Origin of the sequence: Chryseobacterium sp. R2ACT005 (genome assembly GCF_049949215.1) — a bacterium.
Taxonomy (GTDB): Bacteria; Bacteroidota; Bacteroidia; order Flavobacteriales; family Weeksellaceae; genus Chryseobacterium.
The window spans coordinates 862958-879335 of record NZ_CP188192.1 but is presented as its reverse complement, the minus strand read 5'-3'; the positions used below and the strand labels follow the sequence as shown (position 1 = coordinate 879335).

14 protein-coding genes are annotated in these 16378 nt (G+C 36.3%); 5 read left to right on the top strand and 9 right to left on the bottom strand.

Annotation, left to right across the window (positions count from 1 at the left end; genetic code table 11):
- Positions 1–147 precede the first annotated feature (147 nt).
- The 6 genes from ACPF63_RS04100 to ACPF63_RS04075 form a co-directional block, all read right to left on the bottom strand.
- Positions 148–642, bottom strand: a complete 495-nt coding sequence (locus tag ACPF63_RS04100; protein ID WP_426482068.1) for a hypothetical protein — start codon at positions 640–642, stop codon at positions 148–150.
- A gap of 400 nt (positions 643–1042) precedes the next feature.
- Positions 1043–2620, bottom strand: a complete 1578-nt coding sequence (locus tag ACPF63_RS04095) for a DHA2 family efflux MFS transporter permease subunit (protein ID WP_426482067.1) — start codon at positions 2618–2620, stop codon at positions 1043–1045.
- Positions 2621–2763: 143 nt separating this feature from the next.
- Complete coding sequence (locus ACPF63_RS04090) at positions 2764–3867, bottom strand: HlyD family secretion protein (protein WP_077418458.1); 1104 nt, start codon at positions 3865–3867, stop codon at positions 2764–2766.
- Positions 3868–3883: 16 nt separating this feature from the next.
- The gene (locus ACPF63_RS04085; protein WP_180564220.1) at positions 3884–5197 is read right to left on the bottom strand and encodes a TolC family protein; all 1314 of its coding nucleotides are present in this window, start codon (positions 5195–5197) and stop codon (positions 3884–3886) included.
- Positions 5181–5819 (bottom strand): TetR/AcrR family transcriptional regulator, encoded by a 639-nt coding sequence (locus ACPF63_RS04080; RefSeq protein WP_180564221.1) that lies wholly within the window; start codon positions 5817–5819, stop codon positions 5181–5183. The genes ACPF63_RS04085 and ACPF63_RS04080 overlap by 17 nt, the downstream gene beginning before the upstream one ends.
- 285 nt (positions 5820–6104) lie before the next feature.
- Positions 6105–7223, bottom strand: coding sequence for an ATP-binding protein (locus tag ACPF63_RS04075; RefSeq protein WP_426482066.1), 1119 nt, complete (start codon positions 7221–7223; stop codon positions 6105–6107).
- A gap of 250 nt (positions 7224–7473) precedes the next feature.
- Here ACPF63_RS04075 and mdlD point away from each other — a divergent pair, with 250 nt between their 5' ends.
- From mdlD to ACPF63_RS04055, 4 genes are all read left to right on the top strand, one after another.
- Positions 7474–8793 (top strand): NAD(P)-dependent benzaldehyde dehydrogenase MdlD, encoded by a 1320-nt coding sequence (gene mdlD / locus ACPF63_RS04070; protein WP_426482065.1) that lies wholly within the window; start codon positions 7474–7476, stop codon positions 8791–8793.
- A gap of 197 nt (positions 8794–8990) precedes the next feature.
- Complete coding sequence (locus ACPF63_RS04065; RefSeq protein ID WP_047387668.1) at positions 8991–10298, top strand: membrane protein; 1308 nt, start codon at positions 8991–8993, stop codon at positions 10296–10298.
- 1 nt (position 10299) lies between these two features.
- The gene (lptC, locus tag ACPF63_RS04060; protein ID WP_034699921.1) at positions 10300–10890 is read left to right on the top strand and encodes an LPS export ABC transporter periplasmic protein LptC; all 591 of its coding nucleotides are present in this window, start codon (positions 10300–10302) and stop codon (positions 10888–10890) included.
- A gap of 12 nt (positions 10891–10902) precedes the next feature.
- Positions 10903–11946, top strand: coding sequence for an anhydro-N-acetylmuramic acid kinase (locus tag ACPF63_RS04055; RefSeq protein WP_426482064.1), 1044 nt, complete (start codon positions 10903–10905; stop codon positions 11944–11946).
- Positions 11947–11996: 50 nt separating this feature from the next.
- Here the strand turns inward: ACPF63_RS04055 and ACPF63_RS04050 are convergent, their stop codons facing one another.
- Complete coding sequence (locus ACPF63_RS04050) at positions 11997–12386, bottom strand: hypothetical protein (RefSeq protein WP_047387661.1); 390 nt, start codon at positions 12384–12386, stop codon at positions 11997–11999.
- A gap of 36 nt (positions 12387–12422) precedes the next feature.
- On the opposite strand from ACPF63_RS04050, the gene ACPF63_RS04045 reads away from it, so the two are divergent.
- A complete protein-coding gene (locus ACPF63_RS04045) occupies positions 12423–13031 on the top strand; it encodes an NUDIX hydrolase (RefSeq protein ID WP_426482063.1) in 609 nt (202 codons plus the stop codon).
- A 166-nt stretch (positions 13032–13197) separates the two neighbouring features.
- Here ACPF63_RS04045 and ACPF63_RS04040 read toward each other — a convergent pair whose 3' ends face one another.
- Both ACPF63_RS04040 and gldJ read right to left on the bottom strand, forming a co-directional pair.
- Complete coding sequence (locus tag ACPF63_RS04040; protein ID WP_426482062.1) at positions 13198–14469, bottom strand: UDP-N-acetylmuramoyl-tripeptide--D-alanyl-D-alanine ligase; 1272 nt, start codon at positions 14467–14469, stop codon at positions 13198–13200.
- Between the two features lie 153 nt (positions 14470–14622).
- Positions 14623–16224, bottom strand: coding sequence for a gliding motility lipoprotein GldJ (gldJ, locus tag ACPF63_RS04035; protein ID WP_149386588.1), 1602 nt, complete (start codon positions 16222–16224; stop codon positions 14623–14625).
- Positions 16225–16378 lie beyond the last annotated feature (154 nt).

The window sequence follows — 16378 nt, the reverse complement described above, 5'->3', positions numbered from 1 at the left end:
ATTACAATAAGATCTGCGAAATCTTCAAAATGCTTTTGAAGAATCTTATTTCTCTGAGACCATTATATGATAACTGCATGAACTGTCCGGGTCAAGTTTCAGCACTTTTATTTCAAGTAAAACATCCAGCCCCAGGGTATCGCAAACTCACTGTAAAAATGGTTTTATGACCGGCCATTTCAACAGGCCGGCGATTTGCAGGCTCTGCGTTATTTTATGGTAACGGTCTACTCCTTTGATCAGCAGTTCACATTGGTGGTCATTTAATTCTTTAAATTCAAAATTATATTCGGGACTGGATGTAAAAATTGCTCCTATCAGTATTTTGGCTGCGGCCGGAATACCGGGCTGCAGATTAGGTTTTGTTTCAAGATTTCTCAGTGTCATTCTGGATCCGAGATCATACATGAAGGTACTGGAAAGCTGTTCAATAGCTTCGGCTCCATAAAGTCTGCCAATCTGCTTAAGCATTCCACCATAAAAAGCTCCTGTAATATCAGACAGGCGCTGGGTAAGTTCTGTAAAGGTTCCGGGAAAAAAATCTGAAATAATCTGAGCCTGATTCATTTCAGGAAGATAGACATCATGCTTTCTGAAGTCTGATAATGCCAGATAGGTTTCCGGCAGTTGTATTTGATTCATATTTAATATTTTGTAAGTATGTTGAGATCATGGTTTAGTTAATTATTAAAACGAAAGACAATATTTAATAAAGCTTTCAGAAATAAGGATATTATCTTTATTGAATATAAAAACAAAGTGGATGATAGTACTCAATCAATTGATATAAAACTGATATTCAGATAAAAATCCGGTACTTTATTGGGAAAACACCTTTTTGAAGAGTGTTTGAGGGATTAGGGAATCTATTCATATTTTTTCATTTGTTCTTGTAAAGCTAGAAAAAATAATTAAACTCTCCAATAAGTGATATTATTTTTTATTTAACAGAATTAAAACTAAAAGTTATTGTCTGATATTTTTTTATGACAGAAATGAACAAAAAAAACCTTCGAAAATATCGAAGGTTTTTAATTAAAATTTAGTGCATGGCTTCACTCAAATCTATTTTTTCTTTGCTCTTTCTTTCTTTTACGAGTAAGATAAACGGAATACATATCAGGAATACAATTCCGAGGTAAAGAAATATATCCATGTAAGACAATACCGTTGCCTGCTTGGTTACTGACATGTCGAGCATTTTATAAGCCGCATTCATCGCGGCGTCCGGGGTCATTCCTTTCGCTACAAAACTTGCCTTCAATGCTGCGAGTCTTTGCTGGACCTCAAAACTGTTTTCGTCAAGGTGGGAAATCAGGTTATTCCTGTACTTCTGGCCTGCATTGGCAATAAAAGTTGTAATTGCTGCAATCCCGAAAGATCCTCCTAGCTGTCTCATCATCCCGGTAAAGGCTGCTCCCTGACCAATCTCCTGCCCTTTCAATGTACTTAAGGACAAAGAGGTGATTGGAATAAACAGTAGTCCTAATCCTGCTCCTCTTACAATCAGCATCCAGAAAAAGGCATCTTTACTGGTGTCCGGTGTCAGAATTTTATATCCCCAGAAACTATAGACAAAGAAGATGAACAATCCTAAAGAAACCAGGATCTGCTGTTTTGCTCCTTTCGCCAGCAATCTACCAATGATTGGCATCATGAAGGCCGTCGTTAAAGCTGCAGGAATCATCAAAGCTCCTGACTGAAGTGCCGTCCACCCTAAAATACTCTGGGTATACAGTGGAACGATGAATGTGGAACCATAAAGCCCAAATCCAAGCACGAATGACATCATGGTTCCGATTCTTAAATTGCTGTTTTTAAGCACCCTGAGCTCAACAATTGGATATTTAAAGGTAAGTTCCCTCCAGAGGAATAATATAAATCCTAAAATTGCTGCTGCTGTGAAGGCTACGATCATTCCGCTTTCAAACCAGTCTTCTTCATGTCCTCTTTCCAGAATGAACTGTAATGAACCTACCGTTACCGCCAGTAAACCAATTCCAATCCAGTCTACATCCGAGACCTTACGTTTTTCGGCATATTTCGGACTTCTTACAAACTGCAGCGTCATCAAGGTTGCGGCAATTCCAATAGGAATATTAATATAGAAAATATATGGCCAGCTGAAGTTGTCAACGATATATCCTCCAAGAGGCGGACCTAATGTAGGACCAATGATTACTCCCAGACCATAAATAGCCTGGGCCATACTTCTTTTTTCAATCGGATAAGATTCCGTAATAATCGTCTGTGAAGTTACCAATAAGGCTCCCCCACCGATTCCCTGCATCAATCTGAAGAACACGAGTTCCCAGATATTGGTCGCATTTCCACATAAAAATGAAAATATGGTAAATATAATGATGGATGCCGCAAAGTAATTCCTACGTCCAAACTGCTGGGAAAGCCAGCTCGTCATTGGTACTATAATTACGTTACCAATGGCATAAGCCGTAATTACCCATCCCACTTCAGAAAGTGTAGATCCAAGATTCCCCTTCATTTCATTCAAGGCAACATTGACAATCGTGGAGTCTACAATTTCAAGAAGGGCACAAAGGATAGCAGTAATCGTAATGATCACTCTACGCGCTCCATATTCTACTAATGAATCTTGCATAAGTTTTTATGATGTAAAAAATCAATGGCGAATTTTGTTTCACAAGTGAATCCTGAATTATAAAAGCAGTCTATTTTAAATTGACTACAAAAACTGATTCACTATTGACAACGAAGTCCATTGACTTTTAACAATTTTAAATGTTATTTCAAAGCAACTTCTGCTTTCACGTTCATTCCTGTTCTCAATCTTTTTGCAATATTCTTGTCAAGATTTACAAAATCGATTTTTATAGGAAGTCTCTGAACTACTTTTACGAAGTTACCACTCGCATTATCCGGAGGAAGAATAGAGAAAGTAGCTCCTGTAGCCGGAGAGAATGAACTTACCACTCCTTCAAACTCTTGATCAGGGAAAGCATCAATCTCGATTTTCACCTTCTGTCCTTCTACCATTTTATCTACCTGTGTTTCTTTAAAGTTGGCTACAACCCATTTCTGATCGTTTTTAACCAAAGCAAACAACTGTGATCCTGCCTGCAGATACTGACCTGCCTGTGTAGACACTTTTCCTACATGTCCGTCTTCAGGAGCAAGAATTACGGTATATGATAAATTCAATTTTGCATTTTCTACATCTACTTCTCTTTGCTTAGCAACAGATCCGGCAACACTGATTTGTTGTGAACTTGCGGCTGTCTGAGAAGAAGCAATATGGGTTTGCTGAGCAATTTGATTTCTCTGATCAACTAAAACCTGTAACTGTCTGTCTGCAGATTGTTTTGCAGCTAAAGCCTGCTCATATTGCTGTTCTGTAATAGAATGATCTTTTACAAGATTAGCATATCTCTTCAAATCCTGAGAAGTTTTCCAAACGTTTACTTTTGCCGCTTCTATCTGAGCATTAGCAGTTACTACTGCCGCTTCTGAAGAACCTATATTTTTAGAAGTAGCTGTTGTAGTAGCTTCTGCATTTGAAATATTGCTTTTAGCAGTAGATAATGCTGCCTGAGCCTGTTCAAGAGCCATTTTCTGATCTCTGTTATCCAAAATCACCAACGTATCTCCTTTCTTTACAAACTGGTTGTCTTTTACTTTTACCTGAGCTACATATCCTGAGATTTTAGAAATTACCGGTGACATATTGGAAGCAATCTGAGCATCGTCAGTTTCTTCATGATACTGTCCGTAAGTAAAGGCTCTGTAACCATAGAATCCTCCTCCGATTACTACTGCCGCTAAAATGATAGGAAAAACTAAACTTTTTTTCTTTTTAGGTTCAGCTGCCTGTGTATTATTATTTTCCATTTTGGTTTCGATCTGATTATTTAATTGTTAAAGTTCCTGTTGTCTGTAATAGTTTTCTGTATGCTAAGGCAGCATCTGCTTTAGCATTGATCACTCCAACGTTGGCTGCAATCTGAGCCGCATCTGCATCCAGTAATTCTGTCATGGTTGCAAGACCGTTGTCGTATTTATTTTTTGTAATTCTGTAATTTTCATTTGCCTGCTCAGCAGATTTTTCGAAAACAACAATTCTCTTTTTTGAATAGTCTGTATTCTGATACTCTCTGTTGACATCAAGCTTAATGTTATCATTCAATAGCTCATCTGTAGCGGCAAGTTGTTTTTCTCTCGCCTGCGACTGTCTTAATGAAGAATTTTCTTTCCATAAGTTGGATAAGTTATAAGAAACCCCGATTCCTACATTGATAGCATTGTATACAGTAAGAAACTTAGGAATATCTGCGGCTACATAGCCTCCGGTAAATGCAATAGAAGGAAGATTTTCAGCTTTTGCCGCTTTTGATCCCAACTCTGCCGCTTTTCTCTGTTGTGCCAAAGCCTGTAAGTCCTTACGGTTTTCTCTGGCTTCAGTTACATAAAAATCAACAGGTTTCACATCTGAACCTTCTTCAATATAGTTTTCATCTACTACTAACTCTGTAGTTTCAGGAATTCCTAACAACAAATCCATATTGATGTTGGCAATATTATAGTTGTTCTTAGCTTCCAATAGCTGAAGTTCAATATTTGAAGTCTGAAGGTTTGCTTTTAATCTGTCATTTCTCGCAATCAAACCATTGTTTTCCATTTTAAGGAAAGTTTCATCTCTTTTTTGAGAAGCAGCAAGGTTTTCTTCAAAAACTTTAATAGACTGATTGGCTTTAAATAAGTTGTTGTAAGCCTGGGCAACATTATAAGCAATCGCAATTTTGTCGTTCTCAGTGCTTAATTTTGAAGCTTCTACCAAATATTTCGCTGACTGAATACCATACTTGATTCTTCCTCCGCTGTAAATTGGAACACTAAGATTAGCTGAACCGTAAAGTACTTGATGTACTTCGGGACCTCCTGCTCCTGAAACACCCGGAAGTTTGATATCTACATTCGGTTTTATCGGAAGATACATATAGCTGCCTGATACTTTCAATTCCGGTAACTGTCTGTTTTTAGCTTCCAAAAGATCAGCTGTAGCCTCTTCGATCTTGGCTGCATCGATCTTGAGATTCTTGCTGTTCTGGATTCCCAACTGTACAGCTTCGTCAAGAGAAAGTGTTTTTTTCTCCTGAGCATTTGCATTTGCTATTCCTACGAATAGTGATAATGCAATCACTGAGTTATTTATTCTCTTCATAACCTAAAAGGTCTTTTAGTAAGTATTTAATATGTTTATTAAGTTCTGTATAGTATTTTGCATCAAAAGTTTCCTCATCCTCTGTTTCATTCAGAAACTCTTTATACATTTCTTTTGCATTGAATGCATAAAATAAGGTTCCGCTTATAGTGGAATGAAGGAGATAAATAGGTGGATTTTTGGTGAAAATTCCATTTTTAAGACCGCTTTCCAATATTTGTGAATACATAGAAAGGAATCCCATTTTAGTTTGTTTCAAAAATTCTATAATCTGAGGATTCTTACTATACAGCTGTTCTCTCTGCATAATCCTGTAAAAGCATTTTTGAGTACGGATCTTGTTAGAAAACTGATCGATTACTTTTTCAATCTTCTGCCACTCGTTGATATCGGTTCTTCCCAAAAGGTCTTTTGAAAAAAACTGACCTTCATTCATTCTGTATTCTACTAATTTCTCATAAAGTTTTTCCTTAGAGCCAAAATAATACGAAATCATAGAAATATTTACATTAGCATCCTTTGCAATTTCACGGGTGGAAGTTCCTTCGAATCCCTTTTCTGCAAAAAGCTTCTCGGCTGCGAATAATATATTTTCTTCTTTTGAAATCATGTTAGTGTTCATTTTTCAGGGCGCAAATGTACACAAGTTTTAACACAAATCAAACGATTGATTGATTTTTTAATATAGATTTAATTTATTGTAAAGAAAAGACGTTTTCTATAATGGGCACTGAAACTGCCGGAAAGCCTGTTTTCAGACAAAAACAACTTCAGAAAGCTTAATAATAATGGAGTATTTAGAGAAATTTCACTGCAAAATGTGAATCTTTAACATAATGTTAATGTAAAATGTATTAAAAAAAGGAAAAACAGAAACAAAAAACTCCGGCTGCTACCGGAGTTTTATTTATGTGCTTTTATGAATATATCTGGATAGTTTTATACCCAGATCGGTCCACACAATTTTAGGATTTCCGTTTCGGGTAAGGTGCAGATCAGCTGTATTGATTTCATCTAAGATGCTCTCAATATTGGCTCCACTGATAAACTTTGAAAATCCTGCCCAGTTAAAGCCGTTCGCATTAATCTTTTTATACACCAGATTTTCGGACTGATAATTCTGAAGTAATGCCAGTCTGAAGATTTCAGAACAGTAGTTCAGGAAATTTTTCTGCTTTTCCCTGTTCCATCCTGCTATTTCTCTTGCCCAAAGAATGATACTTCTCAGATACTCAGGTTTTTTTTTCACCATAAAGGCATCTCTCACCCACTGTACAAAGAGCTTTTCAAATTCATTGGTTTTCTCTCCGGAATTCAAAAGTTTTACAGCATCATTAAGATCTCCCTGCGCTTCATGAACAATCTCTTTCACTTTTTCTTCTGAAACAGAAAAGTTCTTTTTGAGATGGTTTTCAATATCTTCATCATGTATTCTCGGGATTTCTACAATCTGCGTTCTGGAAAGGATGGTAGGAAGAATATCATTGGTACTTTCCGCAGTAAGAAGGATGATTGTTTTAGCCGGTGGTTCTTCTAAAAATTTCAAAAACTTGTTGGAAGCGGCAATATTCATTTTATCAGCTCTCCAGACGATAAGGATTTTAGTTCCTCCTTCAAAACTTTTCAAAGAAAACTTCTGGTTCTGGTCATCAATTTCATCTGCGGAAATAAACAGCTGCTTATTTTCCGACTCTAAAAAAGCAGTCCAGTCATCATAGCTTGCATAAGGAGAAGCCATGATCATTTCTCTGAATTCATCAAATTTATTCTTACTTAAAGAATTTCTATTATCCGTAAAAACAGGAAAGCTGAAATGCAGATCCAGGTGATTGAGATGTTCTACTTTCGCTGCAGCATGTTCATTCTCACGATTTAGAATCTCTTTTGCATAGGCTAAAACCATAGGTAAAGTTCCGTATCCCTCTTTTCCTACAAAAAGTTGGGCATGGCTCACTCTGTTTTCGGCAATGCTTTCTCTAAGAAGTTTTTTCAGATTCGTCTGTCCGGCGATGTTCTCCCAATTCATGTTTCAAAGATAAAAAATCTTATCTCAATTTATAAAATTAAGTCTGCTTAAAATGTATAAAACTATAGATTACAAATTTCAAAAGAGATCACTCCTATCCTATTATAGGAAATATCAATAATAAGATTAGAATAAAACTTAAAATTAAATTTTACACAATTTAATTTTAAGCAATAAATTTACGAAGTGAAATTTTTCGTAAATTCATTACGGTTTCACATCATTTTCAACTAGTAAAAATCATACACCAATGGATACAAACCTGGAACAAAAAATCAAAGGTATATTTCAACAGCAGAAAGCCTTTTTCAAAACCAATAAGACTAAAGATATTGAATTCAGAAAAGCGCAATTAAGAAAATTCCGTGAAATCTTTTTGCAGCATACGGATGATCTTTGTGAAGCCCTGTCTATTGATCTGGGAAAAAGCAGAAAGGAAGCAGAGTATGTGGAAATTCAAATTGTCATTAGTGAGCTGGATTATTTTCTGGAGAATATTGATGAATGGGCAAAACCAACTCCCGTCCCTTCAAAGCCACATCCATCAGGAGCTGAAGGGATAAGCAAAGTAATGTATGAACCTTATGGTGTTACCTATATTATTGGCCCTTTCAACTATCCGGTTCAGCTTACATTCAGTCCGCTCATCGGAGCTTTGGTAGCCGGAAATACAGCGATTCTAAAACCTTCTGAAAATACACCTCATGTTGCCCAGGTTCTTGAAAATATTGTAAAAGAGTCTTTCGATGAATCTTATGTAGCAGTCATTCAGGGAGCTATTGAAGAGAATACTCTATTATTAAGCCTTCCTTTTGATTATATTTTCTTTACCGGAAGTCCGAATGTTGGAAAAATTGTGATGAAAGCAGCCGCAGAGCAATTAATACCTCTGGCATTGGAACTTGGGGGAAAATCGCCAACGATTGTTCACAAAGATGCAGATCTTGATAAGGCGGTAGCAAGAATATCTTACGGAAAGTGGATTAACTGTGGGCAAACGTGTGTTGCTCCGGACTATATTTACATCCATGAATCTATAAAGGGTGCATTTATTGAAAAGTTTAAAGCGCATTTAAATACTACTTATGAAGGTCAGTCATTAGGGAAAATCGGGAAAATTGTGAGCCAAAATCAAATTAAACATCTAGCCGGTTATTTGGAAGCAGCTCCTGAAAAAGTGATCTATGGGGGCAACTATGATCTGGAAACCCGTCATTTTGAAGCTACTTTAATGGATAATATCACCTGGAATGATCAGGTAATGCAGCAGGAGATCTTCGGCCCTATTCTTCCTATCATGACATATAGTGATATTAATGAGGCTCTGGAAGAAATAAACAGCCGCCCCAAACCACTGGCATTATATGTTTTTACAGAAAACCAGGAATTTGCAGATACCGTTTTGCATCATACCACAAGCGGAGATGCGGAGATCAACAGTACAATTATCCATGTGGGTTCGCATTATTTACCTTTTGGGGGTGTAGGAACTTCAGGAATGGGAAAATATCATGGGAAATTCAGCTTTGAAAGTTTTAGCCACAGCCGATCCGTGCTTCAGGTAAAATAATAAATAGAGATAATAAGTCCTATAAACTAAGGCTGTTCAATATAGAACAGCCTTTTTTATATAATAGAACTGATCTTTTAACTGATGAAAATTTGCATTTTTCTTTGAAAGAAAGGCCCTTAACAAACTTTAACCACATATAATTTTTACAATTCATTAATATTTAAGATATTTGCGCATTGTTTTAAAAATAAAGAATGAAAAAAATCTTTGTAGTATCATTCATATCAGTTGGATATTTTCTAAATGCACAGAGTCTAAGCAACTCGCCTTATGCAACGTATGGAATTGGAGATGTGAAATATGATAATACGATCGAGACTACTTCTATGGGAGGTATATCAACTGCTTTTATAAGTGATTTCACTAGTAGTTTCAATTTTGCCAACCCGGCAAACAACGCCAATTTTGAACTTACGAGTATCAGACTGGAGGCTACCAATGAAAACAATTATTTCAAATCGAACTATAACGATATGAAATCTACAAAGCATTCTACGTATCTTTCCAATATTTCTCTTGCATTTCCACTATCTCCAAAAGTGAAAATGGGGATTTCATACCAGCCATACAGTTCTAAAAGTTACGATATCGTAAATGAACAATTAGCTGCAGACGGAACTCCAATGTATAAAAATAACTTTAAAGGCAGCGGAACATTGAATGCTGCACAGGTTGCTGTTTCTTATAAAATTAATCAGGAACTTTCTGTGGGGGCAAGAGCTAACCTTTATTTTGGAGACCTTAATGACCTTAATGAATTCCGTGCGTACAACCCTGCTACAGGTAGTTATGCTGGTGAATATGTTAACGGTTATCAAACTAAAAACAGAGTCAGAAACTTTAATTTTACGCTTGGTACAAGCTACCAGACTTTAAATACCCGTACTGATAAGAAATTCACAGTAGGAGCAACTGCTACTTTTGGTAACACAAGTAATATGACTACTGAATACGTCAACAGTACTTACAGATACTCTGATGCTCAGGAAACCAATAAGGTATATGAGACAATCATAGATCAGCAGGAAACAAAATCTAAAAACCTTCTTCCATTACAAGCATCCGTAGGGGTTGGATATGGAAGTGAAAACCATTGGTTCTTATCAGGACAGGTGGATTATAAAAAAGGAGAAGATATCTCTTATTTTGGTAAAACTTTCGACTTTCAGGATACGTACAGAGTTTCTGCCGGTGGATGGTATCTTCCTAACTATAACAACTTCAGAAACTACTTCTCAAGGGTAATCTACAGATATGGAGCTTTCTATGAGAGAGGAAACCTTAAACTGGAAGGAACAAGCATCAACAAATTCGGTATTTCTGCCGGGGTAATGCTTCCATTCAAAACAAGTAGTATCACAAGAATGAGTGGTCTGGAAATAGGTCTGGAAGTAGGTAAAAGAGGAACTCTTAAAAACAACCTGATCAACCAGAATTTTGTCAACCTGAAAATCGGCTTTAATTTTGCTGATAAATGGTTCCGAAAGACTCTTTATAACTAGAATGAATTTTTCAAAAAAAATATCATATAAAAATATAGCATGCCTTTTTAGTTGTGCTATATTTTTTATATTGACATCCTGTGAAGAGGATCTTACCAAAAGAAATGGAAGCCAAAGCAAAAATTTCCCTTCACAGATTATCAACAACGCCAATATTATACAGCGTGACTCCGGCTTTATCACTTTAAAAGCCAAAGCACCCATCATTGAAAAGTATGAGCTGATTGACAGCCCTTATGTAGTAGCCAGAAAAGGAATTGACATTGAGTTTTTTGATAAAAAGAAACCTAAAGTTCCGGGAAGGATTACAGCTAAATACGCCCGTATCTTTGAATATAAAAAATTCTACGAAGCCAAAGGTGACGTAAGGATAAAAACCAATGAAGGACAGAGATTTGCAATGCAGAGTATTTATTGGGATCAAAGAAAGAACAGAATCTATACTAAAGATACAGTATATGTTACCATGGAAGACGGCTCTACGCTGGTAGGCGCCAATGGAATGACTGCAAAGGATGACTTTTCAGAATATACTTTCTATAACAACTCAGGAGATTTCAGTTCAAAGAGAATTTCCGAGAATAAAAAATAATCCAAAAAAATAATGAAAGCTCTGGCTATTGGACTGATGTCCGGGACAAGTCTGGACGGTTTGGATATCTGTCTTGCTGAATTTGAGAAACAAGACAAATGGACCTTTCAGATCCTGAAAGCCGAGACAATCCCCTATTCTGAGGATTGGGAAAACAAACTTCGAAACTCTATTCATCTTTCTGCTGAAGATTTACTGGAACTGCATTCAGAATATGGTTTTTACCTTGGCCGGCAGGTGAAAAAATTCATTCATAAGCATCAGCTCGAAAACATCAGCCTGATTGCATCTCACGGTCATACGATTTTCCATCAGCCTAAGCGAAAATTTACCCTTCAGATAGGAGACGGCAGAGCGATCAAACTGGAAACAGGATTACCCGTTATCTATGATTTCAGAAGCCAGGATGTGCTGATGAATGGAAACGGAGCTCCGTTGGTTCCTATAGGTGATGAATTACTTTTTTCGGAGTATAACGCCTGCTTAAACCTTGGCGGGTTTTCCAACATATCTTTACATTCAGACGGAAAAAGAATCGCTTTTGATATAGCTCCGGTTAATATTGTATTGAATCATTTAGCACAACAAATCAACAAAAGTTTTGATGAAAACGGAGCGCTTGCTCAAAAAGGAGAAATAAATGAACCTTTACTGAACGATCTTAATGCTTTAGATTTCTACCAGCATTCACACCCAAAATCTTTGGGAATCGAATGGTGCAATAAACATATATTTCCAGCTCTTAAAAATATTGAAATCCCAGATGCCCTGGCCACTTTTACAGAGCATACCGCCCAGCAGATCGCCAATGTTATCAATAAAAATAATATAAAGGATATTCTTATCACCGGCGGAGGTGCTTACAACTCATTTTTAATTGAAAAAATAAGATCAAAAACACAAGCTGAAGTGATTATCCCTAAAAAAGAAATCATTGATTATAAGGAAGCCCTGATCTTCGCTTTTATGGGTGTTTTAAAAGTAAATAATGAAGTGAATGTACTGTCTTCTGCTACAGGAAGTTCCTATGACCACTGTTCAGGGGTCATTGCATAACAATTTTCATATTAAAATAAAAAAACCTTCAAAAATGAAGGTTTTTTTTGTTATTTATAGGCTTCGATTTTATCGGTAAGCGTATTGATAAAGTTCTGTAAAGGTTTTTCTACCATCATTTTGATGAATGGATTGAATTTTCCCTCGAATAACATCTGAACTTCAGTCTGATTATCACTGATTGGGTTTAAAGTTGCTGTTAATGTGAAATCCAAGCTTGAACTTGCAGATTTTAAAACAGCTTTCTGATCATCTACTTCGTCTATTTTTAACGCAATTTCCGGCATTCCCTGTAATCCGAATTTAAATCCGTTATCTCTTGTTTCAAATTTTTGAAGACCATCCGGCATAAAATCTTTATAGTTTTCAGGTGATTTTAACAACTCGGTAAGTTCTTTAGATGATTTATTGACAATAATCTTTCGTCCTTCTAAATTCATTTTTTATTTTTGTATTTAAATTCTTAACTATTACAAATGTATAAAGTTTTTGTCAACGAAAAAAAATTATTGATATCTAAGCATCCGGAAGCTCTTGAAAAAAAGCTTGAGTATGAAAATTATACAACTTTAGAGATCGCTTTGGATCTTCTGGAGAATACTTCTGTGCAGGAACTTAACGTATATGGAGAGAATTTGGATGAAATATGGCAGGAATTTCAAAAGCTTTTCAGAATTATAGAAGCAGCTGGGGGCCTTGTTAATAATCCTGAAGGGAAAATTCTTTTTATTAAAAGACTCGGCAAATGGGATCTTCCGAAGGGTAAAATGGAAAAAGGAGAATCCAGAGAAGAATCTGCAGTACGGGAAATAGAGGAAGAAACCGGCCTTAGTGATGTTGAACTCTTAAAATTCATCAATACCACTTACCATATTTATGTAGAAAGAAATGGTGAGAAAATTTTAAAATGTACCCATTGGTTTGAAATGAACTTTGACGGAGAAGACACTTCCAAGCCGCAAATAGAAGAAGGTATTACTGAAGTGGCCTGGAAAACAACAGCAGAAATTGAGGATGAAGTTTTCCCAAGTACCTTCAAAAATATTATACTGATTGTACAGGAATTCTGGGACTTGAAGAAATAAGTAGTAGGTCTGGAAGCTGGAAGAGTGAAGCTGGAAGTTACTATCCGGCAATCCACTTTTTCGGAGATCATTTAACAATGAAGTTTATATAGTTGAATAAAAAAGAGAATACTCTTCACTTGCCTTCAGGATCTTCCCTCTCCCAGCCTCCAGCTTCCTTACTCTGTTAAATAAATTCGATCAGCTTCTCCAAAGCAATTCCTCTGGAACCTTTCAGCAATATATTTTCAGACTGAATTTTATTTTGTTTCAAATATTCTATCAGGACTGTTGTATTTTCAAAAGCAAGATCTGAAGAATTAACCTCTTTAAAATGTTTTCCTACGGTAATAATTTCATTGAAGTTAAGTTCCTGAGCCAGTTTTAAGATGTTCTGATGTTCTTTCTCACTTTCATCACCCAATTCCAGCATATCCCCAATAATAATGGTTTTACTGCCCTCAAAACTGATGAAATTATTCAAAGAAGCGGTCATAGAGCTCGGGTTGGCATTATAGGTGTCCAACACCAAAGTCCTACCCTCTTTTTTCACCACCTGAGATCTCATATTGGTTGGCGTGTACAATTCCAGCGCATGTTTTATTTTTTCAAAACTGATTCCGAAATGAAGCCCCAGGCTTGCCGCTGCACAAAGATTGGTGAAATTATATTCTCCAGTCAGTTTTGAAACTGCTTTTACTCCCTGATAAGTCAATCCTACAAAATGTTCTGCAGAAAAAGATTCAAAATTGTAATCTGATGTCTCTTTTCCAAAAGTAATTTTAGGTAAATAATTTTCAGTTTTTTCTACCTGAATAGGATCATTTTCATTAACAAGAATAGTTCTGTTATCATTTTTAAGATAGTCATAAAGCTCAGACTTTCCTTTAATCACCCCCTCAAAACCTCCGAATCCTTCTAAATGGGCTTTTCCGAAATTGGTAATATACCCAAAATCGGGTTGAGCGATGGTACACAGGAATTCAATTTCTTTCTGATGATTAGCTCCCATTTCAATCACAGCCATTTCATGTTCCGGTTTAATGGAAAGAATTGTCAAAGGAACTCCTATATGGTTATTCAGATTTCCAAATGTATACTGTACATTATATTTTTCTGAGAGTACAGCATGAATCAATTCTTTAGTCGTCGTCTTCCCATTACTTCCTGTAAGCCCAATAAAAGGAATGGTAAGCTTACTTCTATGATAAAGAGACAATTGCTGTAAAAATTCAAGGGTAGATGGAACATAGAAAATATTTTTATCTCTGTTTTCAAACTCCGGAAGTTCAACAATTACGGCCAAAGCTCCATCATCTATGGCTTTTTCCGCTAATGTAGCTGCATTGAAATTCTCACCGGAAAAGGCAAAGAAAATATCATTCTCTGCTATTTTTCTGCTATCGATGGTCACTTTTGCAGCCTGCAGAAATAAAGGATAAAACTGTTCTATATTCATGTGGAAATATATATTTTTTAAAAAGAGGTCATATGCAATCGCCAAATCTATATGAGTATTTTAGACTTTTTAACCAAAGCGATTTCATGGTTCAAAAATAAAAAAACCTTCCGAAAGTTCGGAAGGTTTTTTATAAGTATTTTTTGATAAATATTATCTTCTAGTTCTACCCTTATCGTTAGTTCTGGCATCCTGTGCAACACGGAATCCTACCCAACCATAAGCTCTGTTTTGATTTTTATATCTTCTTTGTCCCGGATCCAGCCAATACGCTGTATCCTGCCAAGAACCACCTTTTACAACTCTAACCTCGTTAGAAATTCCTGAAGTTCTGTCTTTGGTATCTTTTTGTAGTTTCACTCTACCAGCTCCATCTACAACAAAGCTCTGTTTAGGAGAATTGTACATATCGAACCCGGCAGCAGAATCAGAAGCTCTGTAATATTCTAAAGAAGACTGTCTGTCACCATCTCTGTAGTTTCTGTAATCAGCGATAGTTTGTCTTTCGAATTGTCCAGGAAGTCCTTTGTAAACTAATCTACCGTCAGCCAAAGTATCATATTTGATAGTACCTTCGTCGATCATTTTATAAGTTCCGTCACCGTTTCTTACGATAGCCTGAGGCATGTTTCCTCTATAGTAGTTGAAATCACTGTAATCTTCATCAATGATTGGTCTGTACACATCCGCAGTCCATTCTGAAACGTTCCCGAACATACCATATACACCAAGATCGTTAGATGGATACTTTCTTACGTCAGAAGTCTGTGCTGAACCGTCATTCTTCCATCCTGAGATTCCTGAATAGTCACCTTTACCCATTTTGAAGTTTTCAAGGAACATTCCTCTGTCTCTTCCTTTGGTACCTCTTAATCTTTCGATTTCAGGTTTTTTTCCTAGGTATTGGTTATATTCTCTGGTTTTTGCCATACCAAGAGCTGCATATTCCCATTCAACTTCGGTAGGAAGTCTGAACTTCTGTACCATTGCAGAATTTGGAGCTCTGTTAGCTGCAAGCAATCTCTGGTTTGTAGTTTTCATACCAGTTTTTTGCTGCATTCTTTTTTCATTAATATATCCTTGCATTTCAGGATCATTCGATTTGAATTTATCCATGTTGAATGCAGTTCCTCCCTGGTTGTTGGATTCGTTGATATACAAATCTTTGGCAATAATACCAGACTGCATCAAAGCTTTTTCATTCGCTCTGTCTGTCAGCCATTCACAGTATCTGTTTGCCTGAGTCCAGGAAACTCCTACCACCGGATAGTAATCAAATTCCGGAGAACGCAGATACGTTTCATTATAATCGTTTCTTGCTAATTTGTTGTCCCACAATAAGGTATCCGGTAATGCACCGTTATAGATTTCCTTAAAACTAGGATCACTTGGTGGGAATACATACTTCAACCATGTCAGGTATTCGCGGTATTCGTAGTTAGTAATTTCTGTTTCTCCGATAAAGAATGAACTTACCTGCATCCTGCGAGGCGTGTTATTCCAATCGTGCATAACATCATCTTTCACTAATCCCATTGTAAAAGTTCCACCTTCTACATATACCATTCCAGGCCACCCCTTCTGCTTTTGTTGCTTTCCTGCAAAAAACCAACCTTGTTTTTCGTTTGGTTTCCAACCCGTTTTACTGACAAATTTTTTGGTACCGCCACCTTTGCTGGTTCCTGATCCGCCACAGCTGGTTAATGCAAGTGTAGAACTTAATGCTATTAATGAAAACAACTTTAGTTTTTTCATAGTCGATATAAATATTTTCAAAGTACAAAGAAAAAATAAATTATTCAATAAATCAAGTAAACATTTGATTTTTTTGAAAAACGTTAACAATTTAATTTTATTGTATCGCAATTTAATTCTAAAATTTTCATTTATTTTGTAATTTAGCAATTTC